This is a genomic window from Serratia sp. EC4 (assembly GCF_059652115.1).
On record NZ_JBNIDE010000001.1, the window covers coordinates 144,701 to 169,755 of the forward strand.

The following is a 25,055-nucleotide window of genomic DNA, read 5'->3' on the forward strand; positions in this document are numbered from 1 at the left end:
GGTATCACTGACTAAAAATCATGAACATAAAACTGACACTTGGCCGCCGGGCAAAACCTGCGGCAGCGCTGCCGCACGCATTTGGCATCGGCAAGAGCATGGGCTTATTAGGCGGCGTAATTTGCGTTATTGCGCTATTTTCTCTGCTGCAATTGTTTTCCACCGTATTTATTTCCAATATTCTGCGCGACGCCAAGGTTAACCTGGTGACGGGCGACGGGTTGCATCGCCAGCAGGCGACAATGGATCGCGCCAGACTGTCGCTGCTGACGGCCAGCGACAGCCTGAACCGCGCGGGCATCTATTATCTGCAGGACAAAGTCACCGGCTCCGACGGCAGTTGGCATAGCCTGCTGGATGAATCGTTGGCGGCGTTGGCGGCTTCAAAGCAGGCCTTTGCCCGGTTCGAGCGCTTGAGCGCGGCTGCGCCCGAAGCGACGGGCGCCCTGAAAGACAGTTATCGCCTGTTCTATGACGGCCTGAAGGAACAGGCGCAAGGGTTGCAAAACAGCGCCAGCATCGATGCGTTTTTCGCCGTGCCGATCCAGGCGTTTCAGGCGGATTTCAACGAAAAGTACCTCGCGTATCAGGCGCTGAACGAACAGCGTGGCGATGACGTCAACGTGCGGCAATTGGCGGCGCTGGAGCAGGCCAAAACCTTTGCGCTTGGCGCATTGGCCGCGCTGGCGCTGATCGCCGTGGGGGTGTGGTTCGGCGTCGCTCGCTGGGTGATAGCACCGCTGCAGCGGGCAATTGTCCACCTCAACGTGCTGGCCGCCGGCGATCTTTCGCGGCCGCTGCCGCCTGAGCGGGCGTTGAACCGCGAGATGCGTCAGCTGCAGACCAGCATTGGCCATATGCAAAGCGGCTTGCAGCGCCTGGTAAGCGAGGTGCGCGATGCGGCGAGCGGGATCCTGAACGGCGTCGAGCGGCTGGCGGGCGGCAATCGACAGTTGACGGCGCAGTCGGCGAAGCAGGACGGGGAATTGCAGTTGGCGACCGAGCACGTGCAGCAGCTGGCGGCGCGGGTGGAAGAAAACGGCCAATACGCCCAGCAGGCCAGCCAACGAACCGAATTGGCCCGGCAGTGCGCCGGCGCCGGTGAGCAGATGATGCAAACCGTCAACGTTTCGATGCACGGGATCGTCAACCAATCGGCCGAGATGCGCGGCATTGTCGCGCTGATCGACAGCGTGGCGTTCCAGACCCATATTCTGGCGCTGAATGCGGCGATCGAGGCCGCGCATGCCGGCGTTCACGGCCGCGGCTTTGCCATCGTAGCCAAAGAGGTGGGCCTGCTGGCGCAAAAAAGCAGCCATTCGACGCGCGATATCCAACAGTTGATCAACCGTTCGCTGCTGCAAATCGATCAAGGATCGCAGGCGGTCGAACTTCTGACGGGCAATCTGCGCCAGATTATCGATCTGGTGAACAAATGCAGCGCGCTGATGGGGGAAATCTCGTTGGCGTCGTTCAATCAAGGGGAGAGCATTCAGGCCGTGACGGCGCGCATTGCGACGCTGAATCAGGTGGCGCAGCAAACCGGCGACGTGGTGAGCGCGGTGACCGAGGCTTCGCAGTCGCTGCAGGGCGAATCGGAACGCTTGGAAAAAGCGATGGCGCGTTTCAGGCTGCCTGTGCAATAAATAACCCTGGCGCGGGTTAATGAATAATAAAGCTGCGCTTAATGTTATTCATTATTTCCCCGCGCTGAGGGACGTTATTTCGATAAATAAAAACAGGCCGGCGCTTGTGGATTAAAAAAGCGCCGGCCTGCAGAGAATTATTTTAACGGGAGGATTAACGGCTGGTCTGGTGGCCGATAATGCCGCCCAGCGCTGCGCCGCCGAGGGTGCCCAGCGTGCTGCCGTCGGTCAGCACAGCGCCGCCGACCGCGCCGACGCCCGCGCCGATCGCCGTGTTGCGATCGCGATTGGACATATGCCCACATGCGGTAACGGAAAGCGTCGCCATCACCACCACCAACACACCTGCGGCACGTTTAATATTCATAATGAGTTCCTGGTAAATTGGCTGATTAATGGATTAAAAATAATCCGATTAACCCGCCGGTAGAAGTTGGGATGAATGTATTCCTCAGAAAGAAAATCGAACAGGTAAAAATTCTTAATTTTGCGGCGGTGAAAAGCGATTGCTCGCCGAATGTGCGGCCGTCGACAAAACCGCTGGTCTATACTGGGAAGACGCCTCGCGGGGGCGGGGCACACACTCTGGAGGCCGCCATGTCCGATCTCGTTTCCGCATCCGGCAAACCGGTGAAAATCCCCGGCCCGGATCACCCCATCACCTTGACCCGTCATCCGACGCGAGTCGTGGTGCGTGCTGCCGGGAAAATCCTGGCCGACAGTCGCAATGCGCTCATCCTGCAGGAAGCCACCTATCCGCCGGTGTTTTACTTTCCGCGTGAGGACGTGAATATGGCGCTGTTGCAGAAAAACGAGCACGTCAGCTACTGCCCGTATAAGGGCGACTGCAGTTATTTCACCTTCGCGCTGAACGGCGAGCAGGGGGCCAATACGGCCTGGAGCTATGAAATGCCTTACAACGCCGTGGTGGCGATCAAGGATCATCTGGCATTTTATCCCGATAAAGTGACAGAAATCAGTACTGAAGCCTGACCTGCCGCCGCCGTCGGGCGGGGGCAGGTTGACATTCCGCTTATCCCTACTCATTATGTGTATTACTGGAAACTGATACGCTTTCCTTATGTTTTAATCCGACATAAACGAAACTCTGAGCAGGTGCCAAGGTGTCTACCTCTACGCGATTTGCCGTTGCCATCCATATTCTGACCAACATCACGCTGTGTCGTGGCCAGACGGTGCGTTCCGAAGATATCGCGCGCAGCGTCAACACCAACCCGACGGTGGTGCGGCGGATCCTCGGCGCGCTGGCGGAGGCCGGGCTGACCTATTCGCAGATGGGGCAAGGCGGCGGGGCGCTGCTGGCGCGGCCGGCAGAAGCGATCTCGCTGCTGGACGTGTATCGCGCGGTGGAGGATCAACCTTATTTCATGCTGCACCGCGCCCGGCCTAACGATGCGTGTTATATCGGCCACGCTATTACCCCAGTGCTGGAGCAAGAGTTTGCGCGCGTTGGTCACGCGCTGGAAGCCAGCCTGGCGCAAACCAGCATCGCCGAAATGGCCGGGCAGGTCGAGCGGCAAGCCGGCTATCCTTTCGTCCCTTGTTCATCGCAATATCAAGCGGATACGCAATAAAAATCCACGCCAATTCCGTCTTCCCGCAGAGCATTTTTTGCATTGCGTTAATGTAATTGTGTAAGTTACATTAGCTCACATCAAGTGTGATGTGGCTCACGTTTTAGACTGCCTCCCCACGATAATCGATCGATTGGCCGGAAACCTTTTCTTCCGGCGCAGATTCGCTGTGCTTATAAACCAGGAGAGAACGATGTTAGAAATGATTGAAAGCTTGGCCACCGTGGTGGTCCTGGTGCCGGTAATGGTGGCCGTCTTGCTCGGCGCGATTTACGGTCTGGGTGAGGTGTTCAACGTCTTTTCCGCTATCGGCCGAAAAAATAACGGCTGAATTTGAACGTCAGGGGACGCAACGCCCCCTGACGCAGGGTTACAATACCGTCGCCAGGAAGTTGCGCGTCCTCTCATGTCCCGGCGCATCCAGAACCTGCTGCACGCTGCCCGTTTCAACCACCTTTCCCTGATCCATAAAGACAATCTGGTCGGCCACTTCGCGGGCGAAGCCGATTTCATGCGTGACCACCACCATCGTCATGCCCGAATGCGCCAAGTCTTTCATCACCTGCAGCACTTCGCCAACCAATTCAGGATCGAGGGCGGAAGTCGGTTCATCAAACAGCAACACCTGCGGGTTCATCGCCAGCGCGCGGGCGATGGCGACGCGTTGCTGCTGGCCGCCGGACAGTTCACGCGGCCAGGCGTTGATGCGATGTTCCAACCCGACGCGGGCGAGCAACTGCTTCGCCCGTTCCTGCGCCTCGGCTTTTTTTTCCTTTTTCACCCGCTGCGGCGCGTCGCTGACGTTTTGCAACACGGTGCGGTGCGCAAACAAGTTGAACTGCTGAAATACCATGCCGATGCTTTTACGCTGTTCGGCCACCTCGGCTTCTTTCAGCTCGTACAGATGCCGGCCTTTTTGACGATAACCGATCAGCTGTTCGCCAACGCGAATGGTGCCGCCGTCCAGCTTTTCCAGGTGGTTGATGCAGCGCAACAGGGTGGATTTGCCGGAGCCGGAAGGGCCGAGGATCACCGTCACTGAACCCGCCGGAATGGTCAGGCTGATGTTTTTCAACACGTCGGTGCCGGAAAAGGATTTCCGCACCCGGTTGATGTGGATGGATGCGCTCATTGTTCACCTCCCTGAGGGGCTTTGCGGTTGAGGAAGAACCCGCCGCTGCGCGTTGCCTGCGTGCCGCGGCCAAAATAGCGCTCCACGTAGTATTGGCCAATCGACAGAATCGAAGTCATGGCCAGATACCACAGGGTGGCGACCAGCAGCAGCGGGATGACCTCGTAGGTGCGTTGGTAAATGATCTGCGCCGAATACAGCACGTCCTGCAGGGCAATCACCGACACCACCGCGGTGGTTTTCAACTGCCCGATCACCTCATTGCCCGCCGGCGGCAGGATGGTGCGCATCGCCTGCGGCAATACCACGCGCCACAGGATTTGCCCACGACGGTAACCCAGCGCTTTGGCGGCTTCCAGCTGGCCGCTGCCGACGCTTTGGATGCCTGCGCGCACGATCTCCGCCGCATAGGCCGACTGATGCATCACCAGCGCGATCACCGCCGCGCTGAAGGTGCTGATAAGGGTATTGGTCGGCGCGCTGGCGACTTCGCCCAGAAACGGGATCCACAAGCTGATGCGCGGATAAAGCGCGGCGATGTTGTACCACAGGAACAGCTGCACCAGCATCGGCACCGCACGGAAGAACCAGGTGTAGAACCAGCTTACCGCAACCAATACCGGATTGGCCGACAGGCGCATCAGCGCCAGCAGCACGCCGCCGGCGAAGCCGAACACCACCGAAATCACCGTCAGCTTCAGCGTCATGAGCACGCCGTTGAGGATGGACGCCTCGGTCAGATTTTCCGCCACCACCGACCATTCAAAGCGCGGGTTGTGCAGCATGGAATTGATGATAACGCCGACGATCAGCAGCACAACCAGGGCGCTGAGCCAGCGCCCGTAATGCCGGTGGCCGACGATGCTCAGTTCCGCGTCGTCGACAGGGTGTTGCCCACTCATTTTGCGATCTCTTCATTGATGCCGGCAGTTTTCACGGCACCAAAACCGATATCCCAGCCGTCGAGGATTTTCTGGTAGCTGCCGTCGGCGATCAGAGAATTCAGCGCCGCCTGCACCGGTTTCACCAGTTCGGAGCCTTTCGGCAGGGCGATGGCCACCGTGGTGCCGTCGATGTTGATATCACCGGCCAGCGTCAGCGGTTTAACGTGGGTGGCCTGGTAGCGCAACCCTTCATACGGGCCGAAAAACATCGGCACGCGGCCGCTGATCACCGCCTGCACCCCGGCCGGGCGATCCGGGAAGATCGGCATGGTGATGGCCGGCTTGCCGGCGGCGACGCATTGATCGCTGGCCTGCTGCAGGCGGGTGATCTGCGAGGTGCCTGCGCCGGCGCCGACGGTCTGGCCGCACAGCTGGGCCAGCTCGGTGTAAGGGCCAAGCGCAGCGTCTTTGCGGGCGATCAAGGCCAGCTTGGAAGCGTTGTAATAGCCGACGAAGTCCACTTGCTGGAAGCGCTTTTTGTTGGCGTCAATGTTGGCCAGCGCGACGTCATAACGGCCGGACTTCAGGCCGGGGATGATGTTGTCGAAACCGCCGGTGTCCTTCCAGTGGATCGCCACGCCCAGGCGATCGGCAATCGCGCTCATCACGTCGATTTCACGCCCGGCCAGCGTTTTGTTGTCCGCCTGGTAAAAGGTGGTCGGCGGGGTGTTCGGGTTGGTGCCGGCAACGATATAGCCGGCCTTTTTGATAGCGTCAGGCAGGTTGTCGTGCAGCGCCGGATCGGCGGCAGCTTTCACCGCCGCCTTGAAGGGAACATCGCCTTCAGCGGCATGAGCTGCGGCCAACGGCGCCAGCGTGGAGGAAGCCAACAGCAGGGACAGTACGGTGCGTTTGAATGTGGTTTTCATCATGATTTCCCTGCGGATTAAGCCGATTTTACGTTAGCGAAGTTGATTGCCGGTTCCGGCAGACCCAGGTTTTCACGCAGGGTTGCATGCTGATACTCTTCACGGAACAGGCCACGGCGGCGCAGCTCCGGGATCACCAGCTCGACGAACAGTTCCAGCTGGTTAGGCAACACCGCCGGCATGATGTTGAAGCCGTCTGCGCCTTGCTGTTCCAGCCACAGCTGGAAGTCGTCGGCGATCTCTTCGGCGGTGCCTACCACCACGCGGTGGCCGCGCGAACCGGCCGCGACGGCCGCCAGCTCGCGCAGCGTCAGGTTTTCCCGCGCGGCCAGATCGGTCAGCAGTTTCACGCGGCTTTGGCCGCCTTCGGTGGCGCCCACGTTCGGCACCGGGCCGTCCAGCGGGTAATCGCTTAAATCGAAACCAAAGCGCGCCGATAACTGCTCAATGCCGTTATCGATATCCACCAGTTGATTCAGCTGATACCAGGTTTCCTGCGCTTCTTCTTTGGTACGGCCGACAATCGGCATCACACCTGGCAGGATCAGCAGGTGGTCCGGGTTGCGGCCGGCGTCGGCCACGTATTTTTTCTGGCTGCGGTAGAAAGCCTGTCCTTCTTCCAGGCTGGCGGCGGCGGTGAACACCACTTCGGCGGTTTCCGCCGCCAGCTGTTGGCCGGCCGGGGAAGAGCCGGCCTCAATGATCACTGGCCGCCCCTGCGGCGAGCGGGAAATGTTCAGCGGGCCCTGCACCGAGAAATGCTTGCCTTTATGGTTGGCGGCGTGGATTTTCTCGTCGATGGCGTATACGCCATTTTGCTTATCGCGCACGATGGCGTCTTTTTCCCAGCCGTCCCACAGTTTGTAGCTGGCCTCGAGGAATTCCCGCGCCACTTCATAGCGTTCGGCGTGCGACGGCAGGTCTTCACGGCTGAAATTGCGCGCCGCATCGCTGGAGAAAGAGGTCACCACGTTCCAGGCGGCGCGGCCGTGGCTGATATGGTCGATGGAGGCCATGGCGCGCGCCAGGTGGAAAGGTTGATCGAACGTGGTGGAGGCGGTCGCCGCCAGCCCGATATGGCGGGTGTTAACCGCCAGCGCCGCCAGCAGCGTCAGCGGCTCCAGGCGTGACATCGTCGAGGGCAGGCGGTGCACGCTGGTCGCCAGCGCGTCACCGACGAAGAACATATCGAAGGTGCCTTCTTCGGCTTTTTTTGCGATCCAGGTGAACCAGTCGATATCGGTCGGTGAACCGCTGGCGCCTTCTGCGCGCCATCCTCCGATGTGGTGTCCCAGCGCCTGAACGAACAGGCCGAGACGGAGTTGGCGCGATGGTGTTGAAGGTGAAGTACTCATAATTATTCCTGTTTTATTATTAATTTAACAATGCAATCAGTCGCGGCAGCGCGCCAGGGGACATAAGCGCGCAGTCGCGGATAACGCTCTCGCCTTCGAGGCCCGGAAGCAGCTGCAAAATGGCGCGCAGCTTGGCGTCGAGGTCTGTCGGCCGGGCGGTGGTTTGCTTTCTTGTGACTATGTCACTTATTTGCCTTCCGTCCTGCAGCGTCAGGGTCAGGCGATGGAAGCGCATCTCCGGATCGAGCGCGTCCGGCGGGGCCGCGGGATCGGCATGGCGCTCAACTTTCGCCGCCAGGGCGGCGATAGCCGCATCGACCGGCTGTTCGCCGTAATGCGTCAGCGTGACCTCGCCGTGGTATAGCGCATCGGCGATGACGTATTCGAGGCTAAAGCGCGCTTCCACACCGGTGGCCGGTTGGCGAATATAGGGCGCGGTATCTGCGCCGGGCGGAAAACTGACCTCAACCAGGGCGATCTCTGCAAGGGCGTCGCCTTGTTCCAGCAGCCGCGCGCGCAGGGCGAGCGCCGCCTCGGCCGCGCTGTGAGTGCCACCGCAGGTCGGGTAGCGCTTGAACTCCAGCCCCGGCTGCAGGATGCGCCAGGGCGCGCCCCAGCCGGCGGTCAGGCATTCCGGTTTTTGCCGGCCGTCGCCGTGGGAAGCCAGCAGGCTGTCCAGCACGCCTTCCGGTTGGCCGATGAAACCGGCCTGAGCCAGCAGGGCGGCGTTGACCGCGTTGCGTGCCGCCAGGCCGGCGTGCAGCGGTTTGGCCGCCGAACCGAACTGGCTGCGCAGGCCCGCCGCCTGCGTGGCCGCCAGGCCGAGAGCAATCTGCGTTTGCCGCTGGTCAAGCTGCAGATAACGCGCCACGGCGGCGCAGGCGGCGACCGCGCCCAGGGTGGCGGTGCTGTGAAAACCCAGCACGTAATGTTGCGTGCCAGCGGCCAATCCCAGCCGGCCAGCGGCCTCTACGCCGATGACATAGGCGGTTAACAGTTCGGTGACATTGTCACTTTCACCGTTCAGCGCCAGCAGGGCGGAGAGCACTACGGTGCTCGGATGGCCACGCAGCGCAGGATGGTAATCATCGAAGTCCAACGAGTGGCTGACATAGCCATAGCGCAGTGCGCGGTTCTCACTGCCGTTCGGCGGAAACGTCGTGCCGATCGCTGCCAGACCGGCATCGCTCAACGCCCCGCGGGCAATCGGCAATGCGCAGGCGAAGTAATCTTTCACGCCGCGGCGAGCGGCTGACAGGGCGGTTTGATCCGGCTGGCTGTTCAATATCAGATGAGCGAATTGGGCGGTTATCGATAATGACAAGGCGTTAACACCTGAATTTATAGATGGTTATGCACGAGTGCGGGGTGAAAGGTATTGTGTGGCGGTTTTCTTTGTCCCGAAAGAACGAACGGCGCTTCCATATCGCTGAATGGAATATCACGACGGCACTGCGCCGCCGTCAGGGCTGCTGGCAGGCGCAGCAGGCTGCGCTTTAGCTATTTTTGTGCAAAGCAAAGCTGAATTTGTTCTAACTCGGTAGAGGACTTAGGCCGAGAAAAGGCGAACGCTCATGATGTCGATAAATGCCCTGAGACGCGGTGTAAGATGTTTGCTTGAAGGCCAGAGAATTTTGAGACTGCCACTGTGTCGGCATTGGTCGCCAAGCACGGGTTGGAGCCGCTGCTGCTCCAGCGCCTCCCGTACCGCGAAATCGGGCAGGCAGGCGATGCCCAGGCCCTGTTCCGCCAGGTAAATCAGCGTGTCGACGGTATTGCATACCGTGCGCTTGCCCAGGCCTTCGTCGAGCAGTTTATCTCCGCCCGCCACTGGCCAGGTCTCGACTTTGCCGGTGGTGGGGAATCTGTATAACAGGCAGGCGTGATCGCGCAGTTCTGCCGGCTGGCGGGGTATTCCCGCCCGGCGCAGATAGTCCGGCGCCGCCACCAGCTGTAGGTGAAACGTGCCCAGTTGGCGGCTCATTAAGCGAGAGTCCTCGGTATCGCCCACGCGGATCACCGCATCGAACCCTTCTTCGATCACCGCGACTCGACGGTCGGAAAAATCGGTTTCCAGCTCAATCTCCGGGTAACGCCGAACAAATTCCGCCAGCACCGGATTCAGCAGGCCGCCCACCAGCGGCAAACTGACACGCAGCTTGCCGCGCGGCGCGCTGTGCGTATCGCTGATTTCCCGTTCCGCCGCCGCCAATTCCCCGAGAATGCGCTGGCAGCGGTGCAGAAACAGCCGGCCTTCGGCGGTCAGCGTCATGCTGCGCGTGCTGCGGTGAAACAGGCGCGTGCCCAGCCGGTTTTCCAGGCGAGCGATGCTTTTCCCCACCGCGGAAGCGGAAATGCCGAGCACGCGCCCGGCCTCAACGAAACTCAGCGTCTCCGCGGTCTGCACAAAGACGCTCACCCCAGACAGATTATCCATTGTTTGCCCCATTGCGGACGTGAGTGTCCGCTATGAAAGGAAATCTAGCCTGTTTTTTCGTTAATCGCCACGCTCTATGCTCGGTGGCGACAGCATGGGCTGACTATCTGAGGTAATAAAGATGAATGAATACGGATCCACCGGCAACGCGATTGACGGCGCGATAGAGCAAGCCTTGCGCGAAAAACGATTGGTTGGCGCGGTCGTTTTGGTGGCGCAGGGCGGTGAGATCGTTTATCGACGCGCGGCGGGCATGGCGGATCGCGAAGCGGGCAAGCCGATGGCGCTCAATACGCTGTTTCGTCTGGCCTCGGTGTCCAAACCGATCGTGTCCACGGCGGCGCTGGCGTTGATGGCGCAAGGCGCCATGCGGTTAGACGATCCGATCACGCGTTGGCTGCCGAATTTTCGCCCGCGGCTGGCGGACGGCACCCAACCGTTGCTGACGCTATGGCATTTGATGACCCACACCGCCGGATTAAGCTACCGTTTTTTCCAGCCGGAAGGGGGATTCTATGCCCGGCTCGGCGTCTCCGACGGCATGGATGACGCGTCCGTCAGCCTGCAGGAAAACGTGCGGCGCATTGCCTGCGCCCCTTTGCTGGCTCCGCCCGGCGCGGCGTGGCGCTATTCTATCGCCACCGATGTGCTGGGCGCGGTTATTGAACAGGCGAGCGGCCTGCCGCTGGCGCAGGCGGTCAACAAATGGGTGACCGGGCCGTTGGCGATGACGGATACCGATTTCCTGGCGGTGGACGCCGCGCGCTTGGCGGCCGCTTACGCCGATCATCCCGGTGAGCCACGCCGCCTGCGCCAACCGGATCGTTTACCGTTCATCGATGGCAGCGCCGGTTTTCTTCTGTCACCGGCGCGTGCGCTGGATCCGCAGGCGTACGCCTCCGGCGGCGCCGGCATGGTCGGTTCGGCGGAGGATTTCCTGCGCCTGCTGGAAGCGTTGCGCCAGGGAGGAGAGCCGGTGCTGCCAACCGAGTGGGTGACGGCGTTCACCAGCAACCAAATCGGCGATTTGCCGATGCCGTTTTGGCCGGGGCGCGGGTTTGGCCTGGGCATCACCGTGCTGAAAGATCCCGTCGCCGCGCGCACGCCGGAGTCCGTTGGCAGCTGGCGGATGGGCGGCACCTATGGCCACTCGTGGTTCGTCGATCCTGCCCGGCAGCTCAGCGTGGTGGTGTTTACCAACACGGCGCTGGAGGGGATGTCCGGTGCTTTTGTCGGCGAGATTTGTCAGGCGGTCTATGCCGCGACGGGAGCGATGCAATGCGCCTGATGCCGCCGATTTTCTTCCTCGCGCTGGGGCTGTTCGGCGTTTACTGCATCGAGTTCGGCGTGGTGGGCATTTTGCCGCTGATCATTGCACGGTATGGCATCTCCACGGCGCAGGCCGGCTGGCTGGTCGGGATCTTCGCCCTGACCATTGCGCTGCTCGGGCCGCTGTTGGTGCTGTTGGCGTCGCAATTCAATCGCAAACGCATGTTGTTGATCGCGTTGACCGTGTTTGCGGCGGCCAGCGCGCTGGCCGCACAGGTGGACAGCTTCGCCATGCTCATGCTGCTGCGCATTGTGCCGGCGTTGTTTCATCCGATCTATTTTTCACTGGCCATGGTGGCGGCCGCGGCGCTTTATCCGCCGCATCAAGCTCCCAAAGCAACCGCCTATGCGTTCATCGGCACCAGCATGGGCATGGTGCTGGGGATACCGCTGACGCAATGGATCGCCGGACAGTTCAGCTATGAAGCGTCGTTCAGGTTCTGTGCCTGGGTGAACCTTCTGGCGGCGCTGGGATTGCTGTGGCGTTTGCCTGATGCGGCCGTGCAGCGCCTCAGCTATGGCAAACAGTTGGCAATCCTGCGCAGCGGTACGCTGTGGCTGAATATCACTACCTGCGTGCTGATCTTTGCCGCCATGTTTGCCGTCTATGCTTACGCGGCCGAGTACCTCAGCCGCGAAATCGGTCTCAGCCGCGGCGTCATCGGCTTTCTTCTGGTGGCGTTCGGTGTGGGCGGCGTCGCGGGCAACCTGTTGGCCGGCAGATGGCTGAGCCGCCACCGTGCGGTGACGGTGCTGCTGCATCCGCTAGCCTTGATTGCGGCTTATGCGCTGCTGTATCGCTATGGCCGCGTGAATATTGGCTCGATGACGGCGCTTTGCCTGTATTGGGGAGCGGCGCACACCAGCGGTTTGATTGTCACGCAGATTTGGCTGACCGCCGAAGCCCCGCAAGCGCCGGCGTTCGCCACCGGGCTGTATATCGCCTTTATCAATCTGGGCGTGGCGGTGGGGGCGCTGGCGGGCGGCGGGTTTATCACCGCGTGGGGGCTACAGGGCAGCCTGCTGTGCGGAGCCTTGTTCGCCGCGCTGGCGGTGATTACGATCGCCGCCAGGCTGCGGTTGCAGCGGCAGGCTACCGTTGCGTTGCGTCGATCATCGCCATCACCTGCCGGAACATCGCGCTTTCCGCATCCGCCAGCTCGTTGACCAGCGTAAAGTGATTGCAGTGGCGGTCGGCCAGCAGCTGGACGTCGAGGCCATGCGCCAGGCAGGCGTCATAATAGGCCTGCGTCTGGTTTTTGAAACCTTGGGTTTCCCGCTGGCCGACGTCGAGCAGGATCTGCGGCGCATGGTCTTTCGCCGGCAGCAGAAACAGCGGGCTGAGGGTTTGCGCCTGCTCGGGCGTCAGGTGCAACCAATCGTTGATGTAGATATCGCACAGCGGGCGCAGATCGTAGAGGCCGCTCAGCGCCAGCGCGCCTTTGATCGCGTCGGGCGGCAGGCGATAGCGTTGCTGCCAGCCGTCGGCGATCAGCATGCCGCACAGGTGACCGCCGGCCGAACTGCCGCTGACGAAAATGCGCGCCGGATCGATGCCGAAAGGCGCCCCGTGATGATAGAGCCAGGCGACGGCGCTGCGCACCTCGTGCACGATTTCCGCGAGCGTCGCTTCCGGCGCCAGCGTGTATTCCAGCGTGGCGACCGCCACGCCGCGGCGAGCAAACGCGGCGGCCATCGAACAGGCTTCCTCTTTGCGCTGTGAATGCCAATAGCCGCCATGAATAAAGATCAGCAGCGGGGCGGGTTGTGCGCTGGCCGGGAACAGATCGAGGCGCTCAGCGGCGCTCATGCCGTAGCGCAGGTCGTAAATGCCGGGCGTCTGCGCCTTGGCTCGCTGGGCCAGCGCGGCGTATTCCGCCATGCAGGCGTCAAAATCCTCCACCGAAGCGCGGGCGTTGTATTGCACGGCGCGTGCGCTCAGGTCTTCAAACGTCAGATCGATGTTCATGCCTTTCTCCGGATTGTTATGTGTTATGCCTTCATCATCGTCCCGCAGGCGAAAAGATGTTTGATCGCCGGTGCGCACAATTGCGACTTCTCCATTGCTGTTATCTGCTGTATATTGCTGTTTTATGCTTTTTACTGCGGAATAAGCCCATGCACAAAGCGGCAAGGCAGCGCCATTTACTGGATTTGCTCAGCGAACGCGGACAGGCGGCGGTCGCGGAACTGGCCACCGCCATCGGCGTGTCGGTCGATACCGTGCGCCGCGATCTGGCCGATCTCGAGCGGCAAGGGTTGGCGCAGAAACATCACGGCGGCGCGATCGCGCTCGAACCTTCCGGCATGCCACGTCAGGCGCGCGCGGCGCTGTTGCCGCAGATCAAGCAGCGGCTCGGTCGCGCGGTGGCTGCGCAGATCCCGCCCGGCAGCACCCTGATGCTGGATGCGGGCAGTACGCTGTTGGCGGTGGCGCAGGCGTTGCGCGGCCCGGCGACGGTGATCACCGCTTCGCTGGATATCGCGCAGTGCCTGAGCGACAGGCCGGAGATCAACCTGATCCTGCTTGGCGGCCAGTGGGATGCGCGCCAGCGGCTGTTCGCCGGCAGCGCCACGCTGGCGTTGCTGGCGCGCTACCGCGCGGATATCGCCTTGCTGGGCGCCTGCGCGGTGCATCCTCAGCTGGGACTGAGCGCCGGCGAAGAGGCCGATGCAGAGGTCAAGCGCGCCATGCTGGCTAACAGCGGCGAGCGCTGGCTGGTGGCCGACCATATGAAGCTGGATCGCTGCGAACCGCATCACGTGGCGGATCTGGCGCAGATCCAACGCCTGTTTACCGATCGCCCGTGGGACAACCTGGACGAACAGTCATTGATTGAACTTTGTGTCGTCGCCGACGACCGCTAGAGGAGAACACTGATGAACGATACCGCTCGACCGTTGCAGGTGGCGCTGATTGGCTACGGCTTTGTCGGCAAGGCGTTTCACGCGCCGCTGATTAACGCGGTGCCGGGGTTGGAACTGAGCGTGGTGGCTTCGCGCGATGCCGCCAAGGTGCATGCCGATCTGCCGCACGCGCAGGTGATCGCCGATCCGCTGGAGGCCATCCGCCGGCCGGAGGTGGATTTGGTGGTGATCGCATCGCCGAACGCCACCCATGCGCCGCTGGCGCTGGCCGCGCTGGAGGCGGGCAAGCACGTGGTGGTGGATAAGCCGTTTACGCTGGATTTGGCGCAGGCGCGCGCGCTGATTGCGGCGGCGGAGAAGCACGACCGCCTGCTGTCGGTGTTCCAGAACCGTCGCTGGGACAGCGATTTCCTGGGCGTGAAGCAGGTGATCGAACAGGGGTTGATTGGCAAGGTGACGCACTTTGAGTCGCACATCGATCGTTACCGCCCAGAAGTGCGGGTGCGCTGGCGTGAACAAAACCTCCCTGGCAGCGGGCTGTGGTTCGATCTGGGGCCGCACATGGTCGATCAGGCGCTGCAGCTGTTCGGCTTGCCGCACAGCGTGCAGGCCAACATCGCCACGCTGCGCCCCAACGCGCAGATTAACGACTGGGCTCACGTGGTGCTCAACTACCCGACGCACCGCGTGATCCTGCATGGCAGCATGCTGGTGGCGGGGGGCGTCTCACGCTTTACCGTGCACGGCGAGAAAGGCAGCGTGGTCAAAGCGCGCGCCGACGGGCAGGAGAGCCAACTGCTGGCCGGCGTGACGCCGGGATCGGCGGAGTGGGGCAAAGACGACGATGCGATGAGCCTGTTTATCGGCACGGAGCCGATGCGCACGCTGCCGACACCGGATGGCGATCAGCGCCAGTATTACTTCCAGGTGCGCGATGCGTTGCGCGGCGCAGGCGCCAACCCGGTCACCGCTGCGCAGGCGTTGGCGGTGATGGCGGTGCTGGAAGCGGCCACCCTGGCGGCGGAAACCGGCGTCACCCAAACTCTGCCGCTCACCGAGGCGGAAATCGCCGCCTGGTGACGGTTCGCGTCAGATAAGGCGTCAGGCGCATGGATACAGTGCATGCCATGCGTCTTCCGCCATCCTGACCCCTGACATAGGCTTACCCGCAGTCTATGTCAGGAGTGTTCATCATGTTATCCCATCCTTCGCCGCAAGGCGTTCGCGGCATACTGGCCGCTCTTTCTCTGAGCATGCTGCTGTCATCGCTTGGCATCAGCATTGCCAACGTCGGGCTGCCGGCGCTCGCCACCGCGTTCCATGCCTCGTTCCAGGCGGTGCAGTGGGTGTTGCTCTGCTATTTGCTGGCCGTCACCACTTGCATCATCGGCATCGGCCGTTTGGGCGACAGCCTCAATCGCCGCCGCCTGCTGCTGGCGGGCATCGCGCTGTTTACCGCCGCTTCGCTGGTTTGCACGCTGGCTCCGCAACTGTGGCTGTTGCTGGCGGCGCGCCTGACGCAGGGTCTGGGGGGCGCAGTCATGATGTCGATCGCCATGGCGCTGGCGGGCGAGGCGCTGGGGACGGAAAAAATCGGCCGCGCGATGGGGCTGCTCGGCACGATGTCGGCCGTGGGCACCGCGCTGGGGCCGTCGTTGGGCGGCGCGCTGATCGCCGGTTTCGGCTGGCGGGCGATGTTCCTGATCAACCTGCCGCTGGGCCTGCTGGCGCTGTGGCTCGCCTGGCGATACTTGCCGAATGGGCCGCGCGCGGCAGCGCGCGCGGAACCGTTCGATCGCGCCGGCACGTTGCTGCTGGGCGGCGCATTGCTCTGCTATTCGCTGGCGATGACCCTCGGGCGCGGCGACTTCGGCGCACTCAATCTGGCGTTGATGCTGGGGGCGCTGTTGGCGGGGGCGCTGTTTATCCGCGTGGAGCGCGGCGCCGCATCGCCGCTGCTTGCGCCGTCGATGTTCCGTCATCCGGCCCTGACGGCGGGGCTGGCGGCCAGCGCGCTGGTGATGACGGTCATGACCGCCACGCTGGTGGTCGGGCCGTTCTATCTGTCACGCGCGCTGGAGTTAAGCGCCGCACAGGTGGGGCTGGTGATGTCGGCGGGACCGGCGGTGGCGATCCTGACCGGCATACCGGCCGGCTATCTGGTGGATCGTTTTGGATCGCAGCGCATTGCCCTGCTCGGGCTGATGGCGGTGGCCGCCGGCGCGGCGCTGCTGTCGCTGCTTAACCGTTGGGGCGTGCTCGGCTATATCGCCCCCATCGCGCTGCTGACCGCCGGCTATGCGTTGTTTCAGGTGGCTAACAACACCATGCTGATGAAAGATCTGTTTCCTGAACGACGCGGGCTGATCGCCGGCATGGTGAACCTGTCGCGCAATCTCGGGGCGATCACCGGCGCGTCGGCGATGGGGGCGCTGTTTTATCTGGCTTCGCAGCAGGTCGCGGGCACTGCGGCCGCCGCGGCTTACGGCATGCGGGTGACCTACGGCGTGGCGGCGTTGTTGGCATTGGCGGCGTTGCTCATCGCCTTCGGCGGCCGCCGCCTGATGCTGCGTTACGGCGCGCGCTGAACCGCGTAGCGTTCTTGTACGAAACCGTTGTCCGATGAGGTGACGGCAAGCAGGCGCAGGCGCTGCTCCGGGCCGTCGGCGCCGAATAAGGGGATACCGCCGCCCAGCAGCAGCGGCACGCGCGTAATCGTCAGTTCGTCGATTAAGCCGGCCTGCAGGAAGCGCTGCACGGTCTGGCCGCCGTCGATATACAGGTGACGGCAGCCGGCCTCGGCCAACCGCGCCACGATGCTGGCCGGTTCGCCGCTCATCCAGCGGACAGGTTCTGCGCCGTGCGGTGCGGGCTGCGTCGACAGCACCACCACCGGCAGTGCGCCATAGGGCCACTCGGGAAAGGCGCGGACTTTTTCATAGGTATGGCGACCCATCACCAGCGCGTCGATGTCGGCGACAAACGCTTCAAAACTCAACCCATTGAGCAGCGAAACCGCGTATTCGGGCCGCAGCAGCCAGTCAATGTCGCCATCCGGGCCGGCAATGAATCCGTCTACGCTGGTGGCGATGTAAACCGAGCATTTCATCAGGCGAGATCTCCCCGATAAACCACATGCACCTTGTTGCCGTCGGGATCACGCAGGTAAGCGCCGAAATAGCCTTTGCCGTAGTGCGCGCGCTCGCCGGGTTCGCCTTCACTGCTGCCGCCCGCCAGCAGACCGGCGGCGTAGGCGCGTTTAACCGCCAGCTCGTCGGCGGCGAGAAAGGCCAGCATGCTGCCGTTGCCGGCGCTGGCGGGCTGTCTGTCGAAGGGTTGGTAGGCGTAAAAACGCGGCAGCGTTTGGCCTGGCATCACCCAGCAGCGGGCGGCGGGGCCGCCGTCCGGCGTCACTTCCCGCCGTTGTAAACCCAATGGCAACAGAATGGCGTCGTAGAACGCGGCGGCGGCATCCAGATCGCTGACGCCGACGGTAATATGGCTGAACATGGCGCGTTTCCTTTCCCAAGAGAGAATAATGAACGCCTAAAACAGTAGCAGCGATATCGCAGGATGGACAGACCGCCGTGGAGGATTCGGATTAGGGACGCGCGCAGGGGGAAGCGCGCTTCACGGTTTGCGGGGCAGGCCGCCGTTCAATTGCTCTCGACTCGCGGATTGGCGTGGGTCGGCTGGCTGGGATAATCCACCTGATGCTTGTGCAGATAATCGCGGATCAGCTGACGCACCACCTGGGAAGGGGTGACGTCCTGCTGCAGGCACAGCTCTTCCAGGGCTTTCTTCTTGTCCGGGTCAATCAGCACCGTTAGCCGCGCCGTTTTCTTTTCCATCAGGATCCTCCAGAGAATGATGACTGAATGATAATACCATGTGGACGAAGCGGCCAGCCAGACCGCGTCGCCGCTCGTTCTTAGCGGAAATGCAGCCGTTCTATCTTGCGTGACAGGTAGCCGAGTTCGCAGTTGAACAGCTCGCCGCTGCCGGCGGCCAGCGTGCGAAGCGTGCTGAGCGGCAACGTCACCTGGGCCGGCGTGGCGTAAATGATCACGTTGCCGCTGGGGGCGACGCAAAACAATACGGTGCCGAATATCCGGTGCAGGCTGTGGTACAGCAGGCTGTTCTCATCGGGCAGATCGTGGTAATTGAGCACCAGCCAGCCCCCGTCGTTCAGCCGCGCGGCGCAGTTTTCCAGGAATGTCTGGGTGCCTTGCTGCGGATCCATGGCGAACGCCGAATAGAGATCGGAGAAAATCAGATCGTAACGCGTCTCGGCGGGCGGGCGCACAAAGTCCATGGCGTCGGCGGTACGCAGGCTGATGGTGTCGGTGGCCGGCAGCGTAAAATAGCGGCGCGCGACGGCGATCACTGCGGCGCGCAGTTCAACCACGTCCAGACGCATGGCCGGATCGAGCGCGTGCAGCGCACGCAGCAGGCTGCCGCCGCCTAACCCCAGGATCAACGCCGAGCTTGGCGGCTGCCAGGCCACCGCCATCAGCATCGCTTTGATGTAGTTGTGGATCGGCTGCGCGGGGTTGCTGAGGCTCATCTTGCTTTGCTCGCAGATGCCGTCAAACCGCAGCGTGCGGTAGTCCTTGTGATCGGAAACGATGATTTCGCCCCAGGCGTCGGCTTCGCGAGCGATCACCTGGCCGCGCGGGGAGAAATCGAGGGTTCTGAGTAAGCTGTCAACCAGAGACATGGTATTCGCAGGGTTCCTTTGGCAAGCGGCCTATTTACGGGCGCACATGAAATCGGCGGTGCAAATGCGCCGGCCATCGATGCTGGCGCGGCCGGTGAAGCGGGCGATCGCGCCACGCCGGCGTACAAAGGCGACCTCCATCAACACCTGGTCGCCGGGACGGGCGGCGCGATAAAACCGCGCCCGCTGAATGGAAGCGAAGTAGTAATGCTCCCCTTCGTTCAACGCCCCGAGATAATAGTGCGCCAGCAGCCCGGTGCTTTGCGCCAGCGCTTCCACCAACAGCACGCCGGGAAAACCGGCGAAGTGCGCATGGCCGTTCCAGAACGTCGGCTCATTGGCGGTGATGTTCTTGATGGCGCTCAGCCGCCCTTCGGCAATGCAGGTGCCGGCGGGCAGCACGCGATCGACCAACAGGCAGGGATAACGATGAGGCAGAATCGCCTGAATATCGTTGAATTGCAGGGGGTGACCGTTTAATGGCATGGAGGTGCGTGATCCTGTCTGCGGCGAATCCGGTGCGGTGGCCGGCGTTCGGTCCATAATGAGTGTAATGACATTATAATAAAATTATCATCAGATGTGCCAGATGAAAGACATGACGGCGGCGACGGTTGGGGAATAGCGAAGGAGGGGATGACACCCGATCCTGACGATCGGGCGTGGCGGCGCGTTTAATGCTTGGAGCGGGTCACCTTGTCCAAATAACCCATCACGAAGGCGGAGAGCACGAAGGTGAGGTGGATGATCACATACCACATCAGCTTGTTGTCGGGCACGTTCTTGGCGTCCATAAACACCCGCAGCAGGTGAATGGAGGAGATGGCGACGATAGATGCGGCGACCTTGTTTTTCAGCGAGGTGGCGTCCATTTTGCCCAGCCAGCTCAGTTTTTCTTTTCCTTCGGTGATATCCAATTGCGAGACGAAATTTTCGTATCCGGAGAACATCACCATCACCAGCAGCCCGCCAACCAGCGCCATGTCGACCAACGACAACAGGGTCAGGATCAGATCGGCTTCAGCGACGGAGAAAATATTGGGCAGGACGTGCAGGATCTCCTGAAAAAATTTGATAGACAGGGCGACCAGGGCCAGTGAAAGGCCGAAATAAACCGGCGCGAGCAGCCAGCGGGAGGCGTACATCGCGTTTTCTAGCAAGCGTTCCATCATAAAATTGTTTTAAATGCGTAGCAAAAAGGGCGCTCAGTATAGCGCAAGAGGCCTGGGTAAAATCAACCGCTTGCGCCAGTAGAGGGCGATATCAGGCCGCTACGCGTGCCGTTTTGCGCCCGCTGCGGATCCACAGCGCCACGGCCCCCGCCGCCGTCGCCAGCGCCACGACGCCCGGCCAGCCCGCGCTTGCCAGAATGCGGCTGCCGAGGGCGGCGCCGGTCGCCATACCGATGAATACGCCGGTGAACAAGAGGGCGTTCAATCGGCTGCGAGCTGCTGGATCGAGACCGTAAACGATGGTTTGATGCGCGATCAGCGTAGCCTGGATGCCCAGATCGAATCCGACGGCGCTCAGCGCAATGAGCGCCAGCTGCGCCGGGAGCGGCAACAGCGGCAGCAAAAACATCAAGGCGAAGGAGGCCAGAACCAGTCCCGCGCCGATACGGGTCACGACGTCAGGGCCGTGCCGATCGGCCAGACTTCCCGCCAACGGCGCCGCCAGCGCACCCGCCGCCCCCGCCAGGCCAAACGCGCCGGCGGCCGCGCTGCCGATCTGGTAGCGCTCCGCCAGCATCAACGCCAGCGTTGACCAGAAAGCGCTGAAGCCCAATGACAGAAAGCCTTGCGCCAGCGTCGCGCGCCGCAGCGCGGGATACTCGGCCCACAGATGTCCCAGCGAGCGCAGCAGCGCGGGGTAACTCAGCGCGTTATGGGGGCGAAGACGCGGCAACATGCGCCAGATCGCCAGCGTGATCGGCAAAACGCCCAGCGCCGCGAGCGCGTAGACGCTGCGCCAGCCGGCGAACTCGGCGAGCGCGCCGCTGAACACGCGCGACAGCAAAATGCCGGCCAATAGCCCGGTCATCACCGCGCCGACGGTTTTGCCGCGGCTGGCCTCTGGCGCCAGCGTGGCGGCGGCGGGGATAATGTCCTGCGCGACGGTGGCGGTCAGGCCTATCGCCAGGCTGCTGAGCAACAACATCGGAAACGAGGCGGCAAAAGCGCAGAGTAACAGCGTCAGCGCCAGCAGCGCGCCTTTTACCAGAATGATCCGCCGGCGATCGTACCGGTCGCCGAGCGGCGCCAACAGTAAAATGCCCAGCGCATAACCTAACTGGGTCAGCGTCGGCACCATGCCGGCATCGGCGACGCCGGCGTGGAAATCGGCGCCCATCATGCCAAGCATGGGCTGACTGTAATAGATTGACGCGACGCTAAGGCCGGCGCCGGCGGCCAGCAGAAATACGACGTTGGCGGACGGTACGCCGTGGGTGGTGGCGGTGCTCATGGCAAAAATTCCTGCAAGGTGAATGTGCGGCCATTTTTACCGCTTGCTTCATTCCGCTGTAGCCCCCTCGCAGGTAAAACTGTTATACACTTAACGTATGAATAAAATTAACTTACCTAACGGCGACCGCATAACTTTGCTGCATACGCTGGTGCGCATCGTCGAAAGCGGCAGCTTGTCGGCCGCGGCGCAGCAACTGGGCACCTCGCAGCCGACAATCAGCCGGCGTCTGCAGGCATTGGAACAGCTGCTGGGCGCCAAACTGATCCAGCGGACGACCCACGCCCTGAAACTGACCGACGACGGCGAGCGCTGTTACCGCCAGGCGCGGGGGCTGATCGAACAATGGCAAAGCCTGGAAGAAGGGCTTGGCGGCGCGCGCGACGAACCGGTCGGCGTGTTGCGCGTGCGGGCGCCGCACGCATTCGGTCAAGATCAGCTGATCGGTCCGTTGGGCGAGTATTTGCGGCGCTATCCGCAAACTTACGTTGAGTGGACGCTGAACGATCATTCTCCGGACTTTATTCCCGAGGGGGTGGATTGCGCCATTCACGTCGGGGCGGTGACCGATCCGTCGGTCGTGGCGGTGTTGCTGGCGGAGGTACCGCGCAGCACGGTGGCGTCACCGGCGCTGTTGGCTGAACGATCGGCGATCGTCGATCTCGACGATTTGGCCTCATTGCCGTGGTTGGCGGTAAACAGTTTTTATCGTAATGAGGTCGTCTTGACTCACGCGACCAGCGGTGAACAGTGGCGTTTCGACATCGCGCCGAGGTTGAGCACCGACAGCCTTTATGCGGCGCGCAAGGCGGCGCTGGAAGGGCTGGGCGTCGCGATCGTGTCATCTTGGGTGGTGAAAGAAGAATTGGCGCAAGGCGCTCTGCAGACGCTGTTACCCCTGTGGCGAGCCGAGCCACTGCCTATTTACCTGTTGTATCCCTACGCCAGCTATTATCCCGCGCGTTTACGCAAATTCATGGAAATGATGAAAGAAACGATGCCGCGCATTCTCGGCGCGCAGCCGCCGACGGGGCGCTGACGGCCTTCAGTGTCTGGCTTTTTTTCCGTCGCTGTGGCCGAGAGAACGATCGGGGAAGCTGTGATCGCGCAGCCGCTGCTTTAACTGCGCCGCATCGGGGAAGCCGCCGTCAATCTTGCGATCCCAAATCATCACGCCATCGACGCTGATTTGGTAGACCCCGCCGGTGCCCGGCATCAGGGTGACGGAGGCGAGATCGTCGCCGAAGGTGTTCAGCAGCTCTTGCGCCATCCAGCCGGCGCGCAGCAGCCAGTTGCATTGTGAACAGTAGTGAATCGTAACGGCGGGTGCGTTTTTCATCGTTGATCGACCGGTTAGTGGTGACGGCTTGCAATCTGCCTGCGGGCTCGCAAGCGATGGTGGCTGTGTATCGCCAAATAGTCAAGCGCCTGCTGCGGCCAGAGCGACAAGGGGAGCCGCGTGCTCGTCACGGCCGCTTGCTTCCGGCAAACCATTCAACCCCGCGCAGCATGCCCGCCCAATAAAACCGGGGCAAAAACCAGGCTTTCAGCCACCAGGCCATAAGGCTGGGCTGGGTGGCGTCGAGCAGTGGAAACGTGGGCAGCAATTTACCGTCATAGCCAAACTCCGCCAGCACAACTTTGCCTTTCTCGACCGTCAATGGACAGGAACCATAACCATCATAATGGGCTGTGAGAGGCGTGCCATGAATACGTGCCGCGACGTTTTCCGCCACCACCACCACCTGCTTTCGCGCTGCCGCCAGGGTTTTGGCGTTTGGCGTTGAGCAACAGTCGCCTACCGCAAAAATATCCGGCCAATGCTTATGTTGCAGCGTCAATTTATCCACATCGCACCAGCCGGCGCCATCCGCGAGTCCGCTTTGCGAAATAAACGCCGGGGCTGATTGTGGCGGCACCACGTGAAGCATATCGAAGGGCAGGGTTAACTCGCGTTTTTCTTCTTCATTTGCCTCCACGGCGAATATCGCTTGCTGATTTTCGCCATCTATACGGATTAAATTATGATTGAAGTTGACCTGTGCACGGTATTTTTCCAAATAGCCGCTCAGCGGAGGGACAAATTGCGGAATGCCGAAAACCGCCGTGCCCGCAAGGCAGAAATTGACGTTAATATTATTCAGGGTGCCTTGGCGGCGCCAGTGGTCGCATGACAGATACAAGGCTTTTTGCGGTGCGCCGGCGCATTTTATGGGTAACATCGGTTGAGAAAATATAGCCTGGCCGCCTTTCATTTCCCGGACCAGTTTCCAGGTGTATTCGGCAAGGTCAAAGCGATAATTAGAGGTGACGCCGTTTAATCCCAGGGTTTCTTCAAGGCCCTCTATTTTATCCCAGCGTAAAACGAGGCCGCAGGCAACAATAAGAAAGTCATAGTTTATTTTTTGCCCTTGGCGGGTCTCGATGTATTTTTGACTGGGCTCAACCCTGACAACGCTATCCTGTACCCATGCGGTACCTGAGGGCAGGACAGCGCGCATGGAACGCCGTGTTTTATTGATATCAAACAGCCCGCCGCCCACCAGGGTCCATGCCGGTTGATAATAATGGCAGTCGCTAGGTTCAATTACCGTTATATCAATGCCTTTAACTCGCTTCCTTATGCTTGCCACGACGCTTATTCCAGATGAACCACCGCCAATAACAACAACTTTCTTCTTGGTGTTTATTTTTTCCGGTTTCATGCAGGCCTCCTTTCATAAGAAAGTAGGGGGTTAATGCCCAGATTAAAAGGGAATTCATAGAACTTATGGTTATATTAAAAATCACATATTCGATTTGGCTATATGTAATAGCTAAATGTAATAAGTTATTTGACAATCAATGCGAACTGATCGTTAATAAATACCACAAACACCGTTCAGGAATTAACCCATTGGATTTTTTCCATTTTACTTTTTATACCCTGATGTTATTGGTGATAACCGGAGGAATAGTCGGATTTCTCTTGGCCCTGACAGGCGGAGGCGGCTCCATCGTTTGTGTGCCGCTGCTGCTGTATATGGTGCAAATCCCGGATACGCATTTGGTGATAGGCACCAGCGCCATGTCCGTCGCCGTCAGCGCGCTGCTCAACCTTTTTGCGCACGCCGCCAAAGGAAACGTCCGGTGGCGAACCGGCATTGTCGTGTCGCTGGTCGCGGTGGCCGGCACGCTGGCAGGTTCACAAATGGGAAAAATTACGGACGGGCGCTATCTAACCCTGCCTTTCGCTTTGCTGATGCTGATTGTCGCCGGATTAACGCTGAAAAAAAATCACCGGGCCGGCAACGGATTGGCTTCTCCTGATGCGGCCTTTCATCCCGCCATCGTGTGGCCCTGCGTGTTGGCGCTGGGCGCGGTGGCCGGCTTTCTGGGGATCGGCGGCGGATTTTTAGTGGTGCCGGCGCTGCTCTGGTTTTTCCGCTTTTCGCTGCTTGAAGCGGTGGCTACCTCGCTGGTGGTGGTTTCTGCCATGGGTTTATCGACGAGCGCAAGCTATGCCTTGTCCGGCAAGGTGTCGCTCGTCATCACGTGCTGGCTGATCGTCGGCGGTGTTCTGGGGGGCGTCGTGGGGGTTGCGCTCACCGAGCGCCTGAAGAAACGCGAGGACATTATCCGTGTGCTCTACGCCGCCATGCTCTTGGTGCTGGCCCTTTATATGCTTTTTAAAAGCTTATAAGACAGAAGGAAAAAA

Annotated in this window: 28 protein-coding genes; 11 read left to right on the forward strand and 17 right to left on the reverse strand. The window is 61.2% G+C overall.

Features of this window, described 5'->3' with window-relative positions; all coding sequences use genetic code 11:
- Nucleotides 1-20: 20 nt before the first annotated feature.
- A complete protein-coding gene (locus ACP39K_RS00660) occupies nt 21-1,646 on the forward strand; it encodes a methyl-accepting chemotaxis protein (protein WP_392391985.1) in 1,626 nt (541 codons plus the stop codon).
- Nucleotides 1,647-1,800: 154 nt separating this feature from the next.
- Here the strand turns inward: ACP39K_RS00660 and osmB are convergent, their stop codons facing one another.
- The gene (gene osmB / locus ACP39K_RS00665) at nt 1,801-2,013 is read right to left on the reverse strand and encodes an osmotically-inducible lipoprotein OsmB (RefSeq protein ID WP_004940700.1); all 213 of its coding nucleotides are present in this window, start codon (nt 2,011-2,013) and stop codon (nt 1,801-1,803) included.
- Between the two features lie 230 nt (nt 2,014-2,243).
- Between osmB and ACP39K_RS00670 the strand changes: the two genes are divergently transcribed.
- From ACP39K_RS00670 to ACP39K_RS00680, 3 genes are all read left to right on the forward strand, one after another.
- Complete coding sequence (locus tag ACP39K_RS00670; RefSeq protein WP_048795822.1) at nt 2,244-2,639, forward strand: DUF427 domain-containing protein; 396 nt, start codon at nt 2,244-2,246, stop codon at nt 2,637-2,639.
- Between the two features lie 131 nt (nt 2,640-2,770).
- The gene (locus ACP39K_RS00675; protein WP_016927780.1) at nt 2,771-3,241 is read left to right on the forward strand and encodes an Rrf2 family transcriptional regulator; all 471 of its coding nucleotides are present in this window, start codon (nt 2,771-2,773) and stop codon (nt 3,239-3,241) included.
- Between the two features lie 193 nt (nt 3,242-3,434).
- Entirely contained in the window at nt 3,435-3,572 is a 138-nt protein-coding gene (locus ACP39K_RS00680; RefSeq protein WP_016927779.1) for an AcrZ family multidrug efflux pump-associated protein, read from the forward strand.
- A 39-nt stretch (nt 3,573-3,611) separates the two neighbouring features.
- Here ACP39K_RS00680 and ACP39K_RS00685 read toward each other — a convergent pair whose 3' ends face one another.
- The 6 genes from ACP39K_RS00685 to ACP39K_RS00710 all read right to left on the reverse strand — a co-directional run bounded on the left by ACP39K_RS00685 (nt 3,612) and on the right by ACP39K_RS00710 (nt 9,978).
- Nucleotides 3,612-4,373 (reverse strand): amino acid ABC transporter ATP-binding protein, encoded by a 762-nt coding sequence (locus tag ACP39K_RS00685; RefSeq protein WP_060445177.1) that lies wholly within the window; start codon nt 4,371-4,373, stop codon nt 3,612-3,614.
- On the reverse strand, nt 4,370-5,275 hold the full coding sequence (locus ACP39K_RS00690) for an amino acid ABC transporter permease (RefSeq protein WP_033640380.1): 906 nt from the start codon (nt 5,273-5,275) through the stop codon (nt 4,370-4,372). The genes ACP39K_RS00685 and ACP39K_RS00690 overlap by 4 nt, the downstream gene beginning before the upstream one ends.
- Nucleotides 5,272-6,186, reverse strand: coding sequence for an ABC transporter substrate-binding protein (locus ACP39K_RS00695; protein ID WP_497008372.1), 915 nt, complete (start codon nt 6,184-6,186; stop codon nt 5,272-5,274). Before ACP39K_RS00695 ends, ACP39K_RS00690 begins: the two co-directional genes overlap by 4 nt.
- 17 nt (nt 6,187-6,203) lie before the next feature.
- The gene (locus ACP39K_RS00700) at nt 6,204-7,541 is read right to left on the reverse strand and encodes an LLM class flavin-dependent oxidoreductase (protein ID WP_048795820.1); all 1,338 of its coding nucleotides are present in this window, start codon (nt 7,539-7,541) and stop codon (nt 6,204-6,206) included.
- Nucleotides 7,542-7,560: 19 nt separating this feature from the next.
- A complete protein-coding gene (locus tag ACP39K_RS00705; RefSeq protein WP_497008218.1) occupies nt 7,561-8,865 on the reverse strand; it encodes an MmgE/PrpD family protein in 1,305 nt (434 codons plus the stop codon).
- A 225-nt stretch (nt 8,866-9,090) separates the two neighbouring features.
- Nucleotides 9,091-9,978 carry a LysR family transcriptional regulator gene (locus tag ACP39K_RS00710; protein WP_060445175.1) on the reverse strand — a complete coding sequence of 296 codons (888 nt, stop codon included), beginning with the start codon at nt 9,976-9,978 and terminating at the stop codon, nt 9,091-9,093.
- 121 nt (nt 9,979-10,099) lie between these two features.
- Here ACP39K_RS00710 and ACP39K_RS00715 point away from each other — a divergent pair, with 121 nt between their 5' ends.
- Both ACP39K_RS00715 and ACP39K_RS00720 read left to right on the forward strand, forming a co-directional pair.
- Nucleotides 10,100-11,266 carry a serine hydrolase domain-containing protein gene (locus ACP39K_RS00715; RefSeq protein ID WP_497008219.1) on the forward strand — a complete coding sequence of 389 codons (1,167 nt, stop codon included), beginning with the start codon at nt 10,100-10,102 and terminating at the stop codon, nt 11,264-11,266.
- The gene (locus ACP39K_RS00720) at nt 11,257-12,474 is read left to right on the forward strand and encodes an MFS transporter (protein WP_497008220.1); all 1,218 of its coding nucleotides are present in this window, start codon (nt 11,257-11,259) and stop codon (nt 12,472-12,474) included. Before ACP39K_RS00715 ends, ACP39K_RS00720 begins: the two co-directional genes overlap by 10 nt.
- Here ACP39K_RS00720 and ACP39K_RS00725 read toward each other — a convergent pair.
- Entirely contained in the window at nt 12,401-13,276 is an 876-nt protein-coding gene (locus ACP39K_RS00725; protein ID WP_060445231.1) for an alpha/beta hydrolase, read from the reverse strand. The two genes, ACP39K_RS00720 and ACP39K_RS00725, sit on opposite strands and share 74 nt — an antisense overlap.
- 149 nt (nt 13,277-13,425) lie before the next feature.
- On the opposite strand from ACP39K_RS00725, the gene ACP39K_RS00730 reads away from it, so the two are divergent.
- From ACP39K_RS00730 to ACP39K_RS00740, 3 genes are all read left to right on the forward strand, one after another.
- Entirely contained in the window at nt 13,426-14,175 is a 750-nt protein-coding gene (locus ACP39K_RS00730) for a DeoR/GlpR family DNA-binding transcription regulator (RefSeq protein WP_016927770.1), read from the forward strand.
- A gap of 12 nt (nt 14,176-14,187) precedes the next feature.
- Nucleotides 14,188-15,255 carry an oxidoreductase gene (locus ACP39K_RS00735; protein ID WP_016927769.1) on the forward strand — a complete coding sequence of 356 codons (1,068 nt, stop codon included), beginning with the start codon at nt 14,188-14,190 and terminating at the stop codon, nt 15,253-15,255.
- A 113-nt stretch (nt 15,256-15,368) separates the two neighbouring features.
- Nucleotides 15,369-16,763, forward strand: a complete 1,395-nt coding sequence (locus ACP39K_RS00740) for an MFS transporter (RefSeq protein WP_497008221.1) — start codon at nt 15,369-15,371, stop codon at nt 16,761-16,763.
- Here ACP39K_RS00740 and ACP39K_RS00745 read toward each other — a convergent pair.
- The 7 genes from ACP39K_RS00745 to ACP39K_RS00775 form a co-directional block, all read right to left on the reverse strand.
- Complete coding sequence (locus ACP39K_RS00745; protein ID WP_187181758.1) at nt 16,748-17,284, reverse strand: dihydrofolate reductase family protein; 537 nt, start codon at nt 17,282-17,284, stop codon at nt 16,748-16,750. The genes ACP39K_RS00740 and ACP39K_RS00745 overlap by 16 nt on opposite strands.
- Nucleotides 17,284-17,685 (reverse strand): VOC family protein, encoded by a 402-nt coding sequence (locus tag ACP39K_RS00750; protein ID WP_015377846.1) that lies wholly within the window; start codon nt 17,683-17,685, stop codon nt 17,284-17,286. Before ACP39K_RS00750 ends, ACP39K_RS00745 begins: the two co-directional genes overlap by 1 nt.
- A gap of 146 nt (nt 17,686-17,831) precedes the next feature.
- The gene (locus tag ACP39K_RS00755; RefSeq protein ID WP_004928567.1) at nt 17,832-18,026 is read right to left on the reverse strand and encodes a ribbon-helix-helix protein; all 195 of its coding nucleotides are present in this window, start codon (nt 18,024-18,026) and stop codon (nt 17,832-17,834) included.
- A gap of 80 nt (nt 18,027-18,106) precedes the next feature.
- On the reverse strand, nt 18,107-18,895 hold the full coding sequence (locus ACP39K_RS00760) for a spermidine synthase (RefSeq protein WP_016927766.1): 789 nt from the start codon (nt 18,893-18,895) through the stop codon (nt 18,107-18,109).
- 30 nt (nt 18,896-18,925) lie between these two features.
- Entirely contained in the window at nt 18,926-19,381 is a 456-nt protein-coding gene (gene fabZ, locus ACP39K_RS00765) for a 3-hydroxyacyl-ACP dehydratase FabZ (protein WP_004928563.1), read from the reverse strand.
- Between the two features lie 188 nt (nt 19,382-19,569).
- Nucleotides 19,570-20,064 carry a TIGR00645 family protein gene (locus tag ACP39K_RS00770; RefSeq protein ID WP_025302805.1) on the reverse strand — a complete coding sequence of 165 codons (495 nt, stop codon included), beginning with the start codon at nt 20,062-20,064 and terminating at the stop codon, nt 19,570-19,572.
- Between the two features lie 94 nt (nt 20,065-20,158).
- The gene (locus ACP39K_RS00775; protein WP_161544708.1) at nt 20,159-21,358 is read right to left on the reverse strand and encodes an MFS transporter; all 1,200 of its coding nucleotides are present in this window, start codon (nt 21,356-21,358) and stop codon (nt 20,159-20,161) included.
- 97 nt (nt 21,359-21,455) lie between these two features.
- On the opposite strand from ACP39K_RS00775, the gene ACP39K_RS00780 reads away from it, so the two are divergent.
- Nucleotides 21,456-22,397, forward strand: coding sequence for a LysR family transcriptional regulator (locus tag ACP39K_RS00780; RefSeq protein ID WP_161544709.1), 942 nt, complete (start codon nt 21,456-21,458; stop codon nt 22,395-22,397).
- 6 nt (nt 22,398-22,403) lie between these two features.
- On the opposite strand, the gene ACP39K_RS00785 is transcribed toward ACP39K_RS00780, so the two are convergent.
- Nucleotides 22,404-22,697, reverse strand: coding sequence for an Rdx family protein (locus tag ACP39K_RS00785; RefSeq protein WP_004928553.1), 294 nt, complete (start codon nt 22,695-22,697; stop codon nt 22,404-22,406).
- A 127-nt stretch (nt 22,698-22,824) separates the two neighbouring features.
- Nucleotides 22,825-24,063 carry an NAD(P)/FAD-dependent oxidoreductase gene (locus tag ACP39K_RS00790; protein WP_497008222.1) on the reverse strand — a complete coding sequence of 413 codons (1,239 nt, stop codon included), beginning with the start codon at nt 24,061-24,063 and terminating at the stop codon, nt 22,825-22,827.
- A 65-nt stretch (nt 24,064-24,128) separates the two neighbouring features.
- Here ACP39K_RS00790 and ACP39K_RS00795 point away from each other — a divergent pair, with 65 nt between their 5' ends.
- A complete protein-coding gene (locus ACP39K_RS00795; RefSeq protein ID WP_227944605.1) occupies nt 24,129-25,040 on the forward strand; it encodes a sulfite exporter TauE/SafE family protein in 912 nt (303 codons plus the stop codon).
- The last annotated feature ends 15 nt before the right edge of the window (nt 25,041-25,055 follow it).

Bases quoted from the DNA above. Each gene is read 5' to 3' on its own strand.
- ACP39K_RS00660 (WP_392391985.1), top strand. From the start codon at position 21: ATGAACATAAAACTGACACTTGGCCGCCGGGCAAAACCTGCGGCAGCG.
- osmB (WP_004940700.1), bottom strand. From the start codon at position 2,013: ATGAATATTAAACGTGCCGCAGGTGTGTTGGTGGTGGTGATGGCGACG.
- ACP39K_RS00670 (WP_048795822.1), top strand. From the start codon at position 2,244: ATGTCCGATCTCGTTTCCGCATCCGGCAAACCGGTGAAAATCCCCGGC.
- ACP39K_RS00680 (WP_016927779.1), top strand. From the start codon at position 3,435: ATGTTAGAAATGATTGAAAGCTTGGCCACCGTGGTGGTCCTGGTGCCG.
- ACP39K_RS00685 (WP_060445177.1), bottom strand. From the start codon at position 4,373: ATGAGCGCATCCATCCACATCAACCGGGTGCGGAAATCCTTTTCCGGC.
- ACP39K_RS00690 (WP_033640380.1), bottom strand. From the start codon at position 5,275: ATGAGTGGGCAACACCCTGTCGACGACGCGGAACTGAGCATCGTCGGC.
- ACP39K_RS00695 (WP_497008372.1), bottom strand. From the start codon at position 6,186: ATGAAAACCACATTCAAACGCACCGTACTGTCCCTGCTGTTGGCTTCC.
- ACP39K_RS00700 (WP_048795820.1), bottom strand. From the start codon at position 7,541: ATGAGTACTTCACCTTCAACACCATCGCGCCAACTCCGTCTCGGCCTG.
- ACP39K_RS00710 (WP_060445175.1), bottom strand. From the start codon at position 9,978: ATGGATAATCTGTCTGGGGTGAGCGTCTTTGTGCAGACCGCGGAGACG.
- ACP39K_RS00715 (WP_497008219.1), top strand. From the start codon at position 10,100: ATGAATGAATACGGATCCACCGGCAACGCGATTGACGGCGCGATAGAG.
- ACP39K_RS00720 (WP_497008220.1), top strand. From the start codon at position 11,257: ATGCGCCTGATGCCGCCGATTTTCTTCCTCGCGCTGGGGCTGTTCGGC.
- ACP39K_RS00725 (WP_060445231.1), bottom strand. From the start codon at position 13,276: ATGAACATCGATCTGACGTTTGAAGACCTGAGCGCACGCGCCGTGCAA.
- ACP39K_RS00730 (WP_016927770.1), top strand. From the start codon at position 13,426: ATGCACAAAGCGGCAAGGCAGCGCCATTTACTGGATTTGCTCAGCGAA.
- ACP39K_RS00735 (WP_016927769.1), top strand. From the start codon at position 14,188: ATGAACGATACCGCTCGACCGTTGCAGGTGGCGCTGATTGGCTACGGC.
- ACP39K_RS00740 (WP_497008221.1), top strand. From the start codon at position 15,369: ATGTTATCCCATCCTTCGCCGCAAGGCGTTCGCGGCATACTGGCCGCT.
- ACP39K_RS00745 (WP_187181758.1), bottom strand. From the start codon at position 17,284: ATGAAATGCTCGGTTTACATCGCCACCAGCGTAGACGGATTCATTGCC.
- ACP39K_RS00750 (WP_015377846.1), bottom strand. From the start codon at position 17,685: ATGTTCAGCCATATTACCGTCGGCGTCAGCGATCTGGATGCCGCCGCC.
- ACP39K_RS00755 (WP_004928567.1), bottom strand. From the start codon at position 18,026: ATGGAAAAGAAAACGGCGCGGCTAACGGTGCTGATTGACCCGGACAAG.
- ACP39K_RS00760 (WP_016927766.1), bottom strand. From the start codon at position 18,895: ATGTCTCTGGTTGACAGCTTACTCAGAACCCTCGATTTCTCCCCGCGC.
- fabZ (WP_004928563.1), bottom strand. From the start codon at position 19,381: ATGCCATTAAACGGTCACCCCCTGCAATTCAACGATATTCAGGCGATT.
- ACP39K_RS00770 (WP_025302805.1), bottom strand. From the start codon at position 20,064: ATGGAACGCTTGCTAGAAAACGCGATGTACGCCTCCCGCTGGCTGCTC.
- ACP39K_RS00775 (WP_161544708.1), bottom strand. From the start codon at position 21,358: ATGAGCACCGCCACCACCCACGGCGTACCGTCCGCCAACGTCGTATTT.
- ACP39K_RS00780 (WP_161544709.1), top strand. From the start codon at position 21,456: ATGAATAAAATTAACTTACCTAACGGCGACCGCATAACTTTGCTGCAT.
- ACP39K_RS00785 (WP_004928553.1), bottom strand. From the start codon at position 22,697: ATGAAAAACGCACCCGCCGTTACGATTCACTACTGTTCACAATGCAAC.
- ACP39K_RS00790 (WP_497008222.1), bottom strand. From the start codon at position 24,063: ATGAAACCGGAAAAAATAAACACCAAGAAGAAAGTTGTTGTTATTGGC.
- ACP39K_RS00795 (WP_227944605.1), top strand. From the start codon at position 24,129: ATGGTTATATTAAAAATCACATATTCGATTTGGCTATATGTAATAGCT.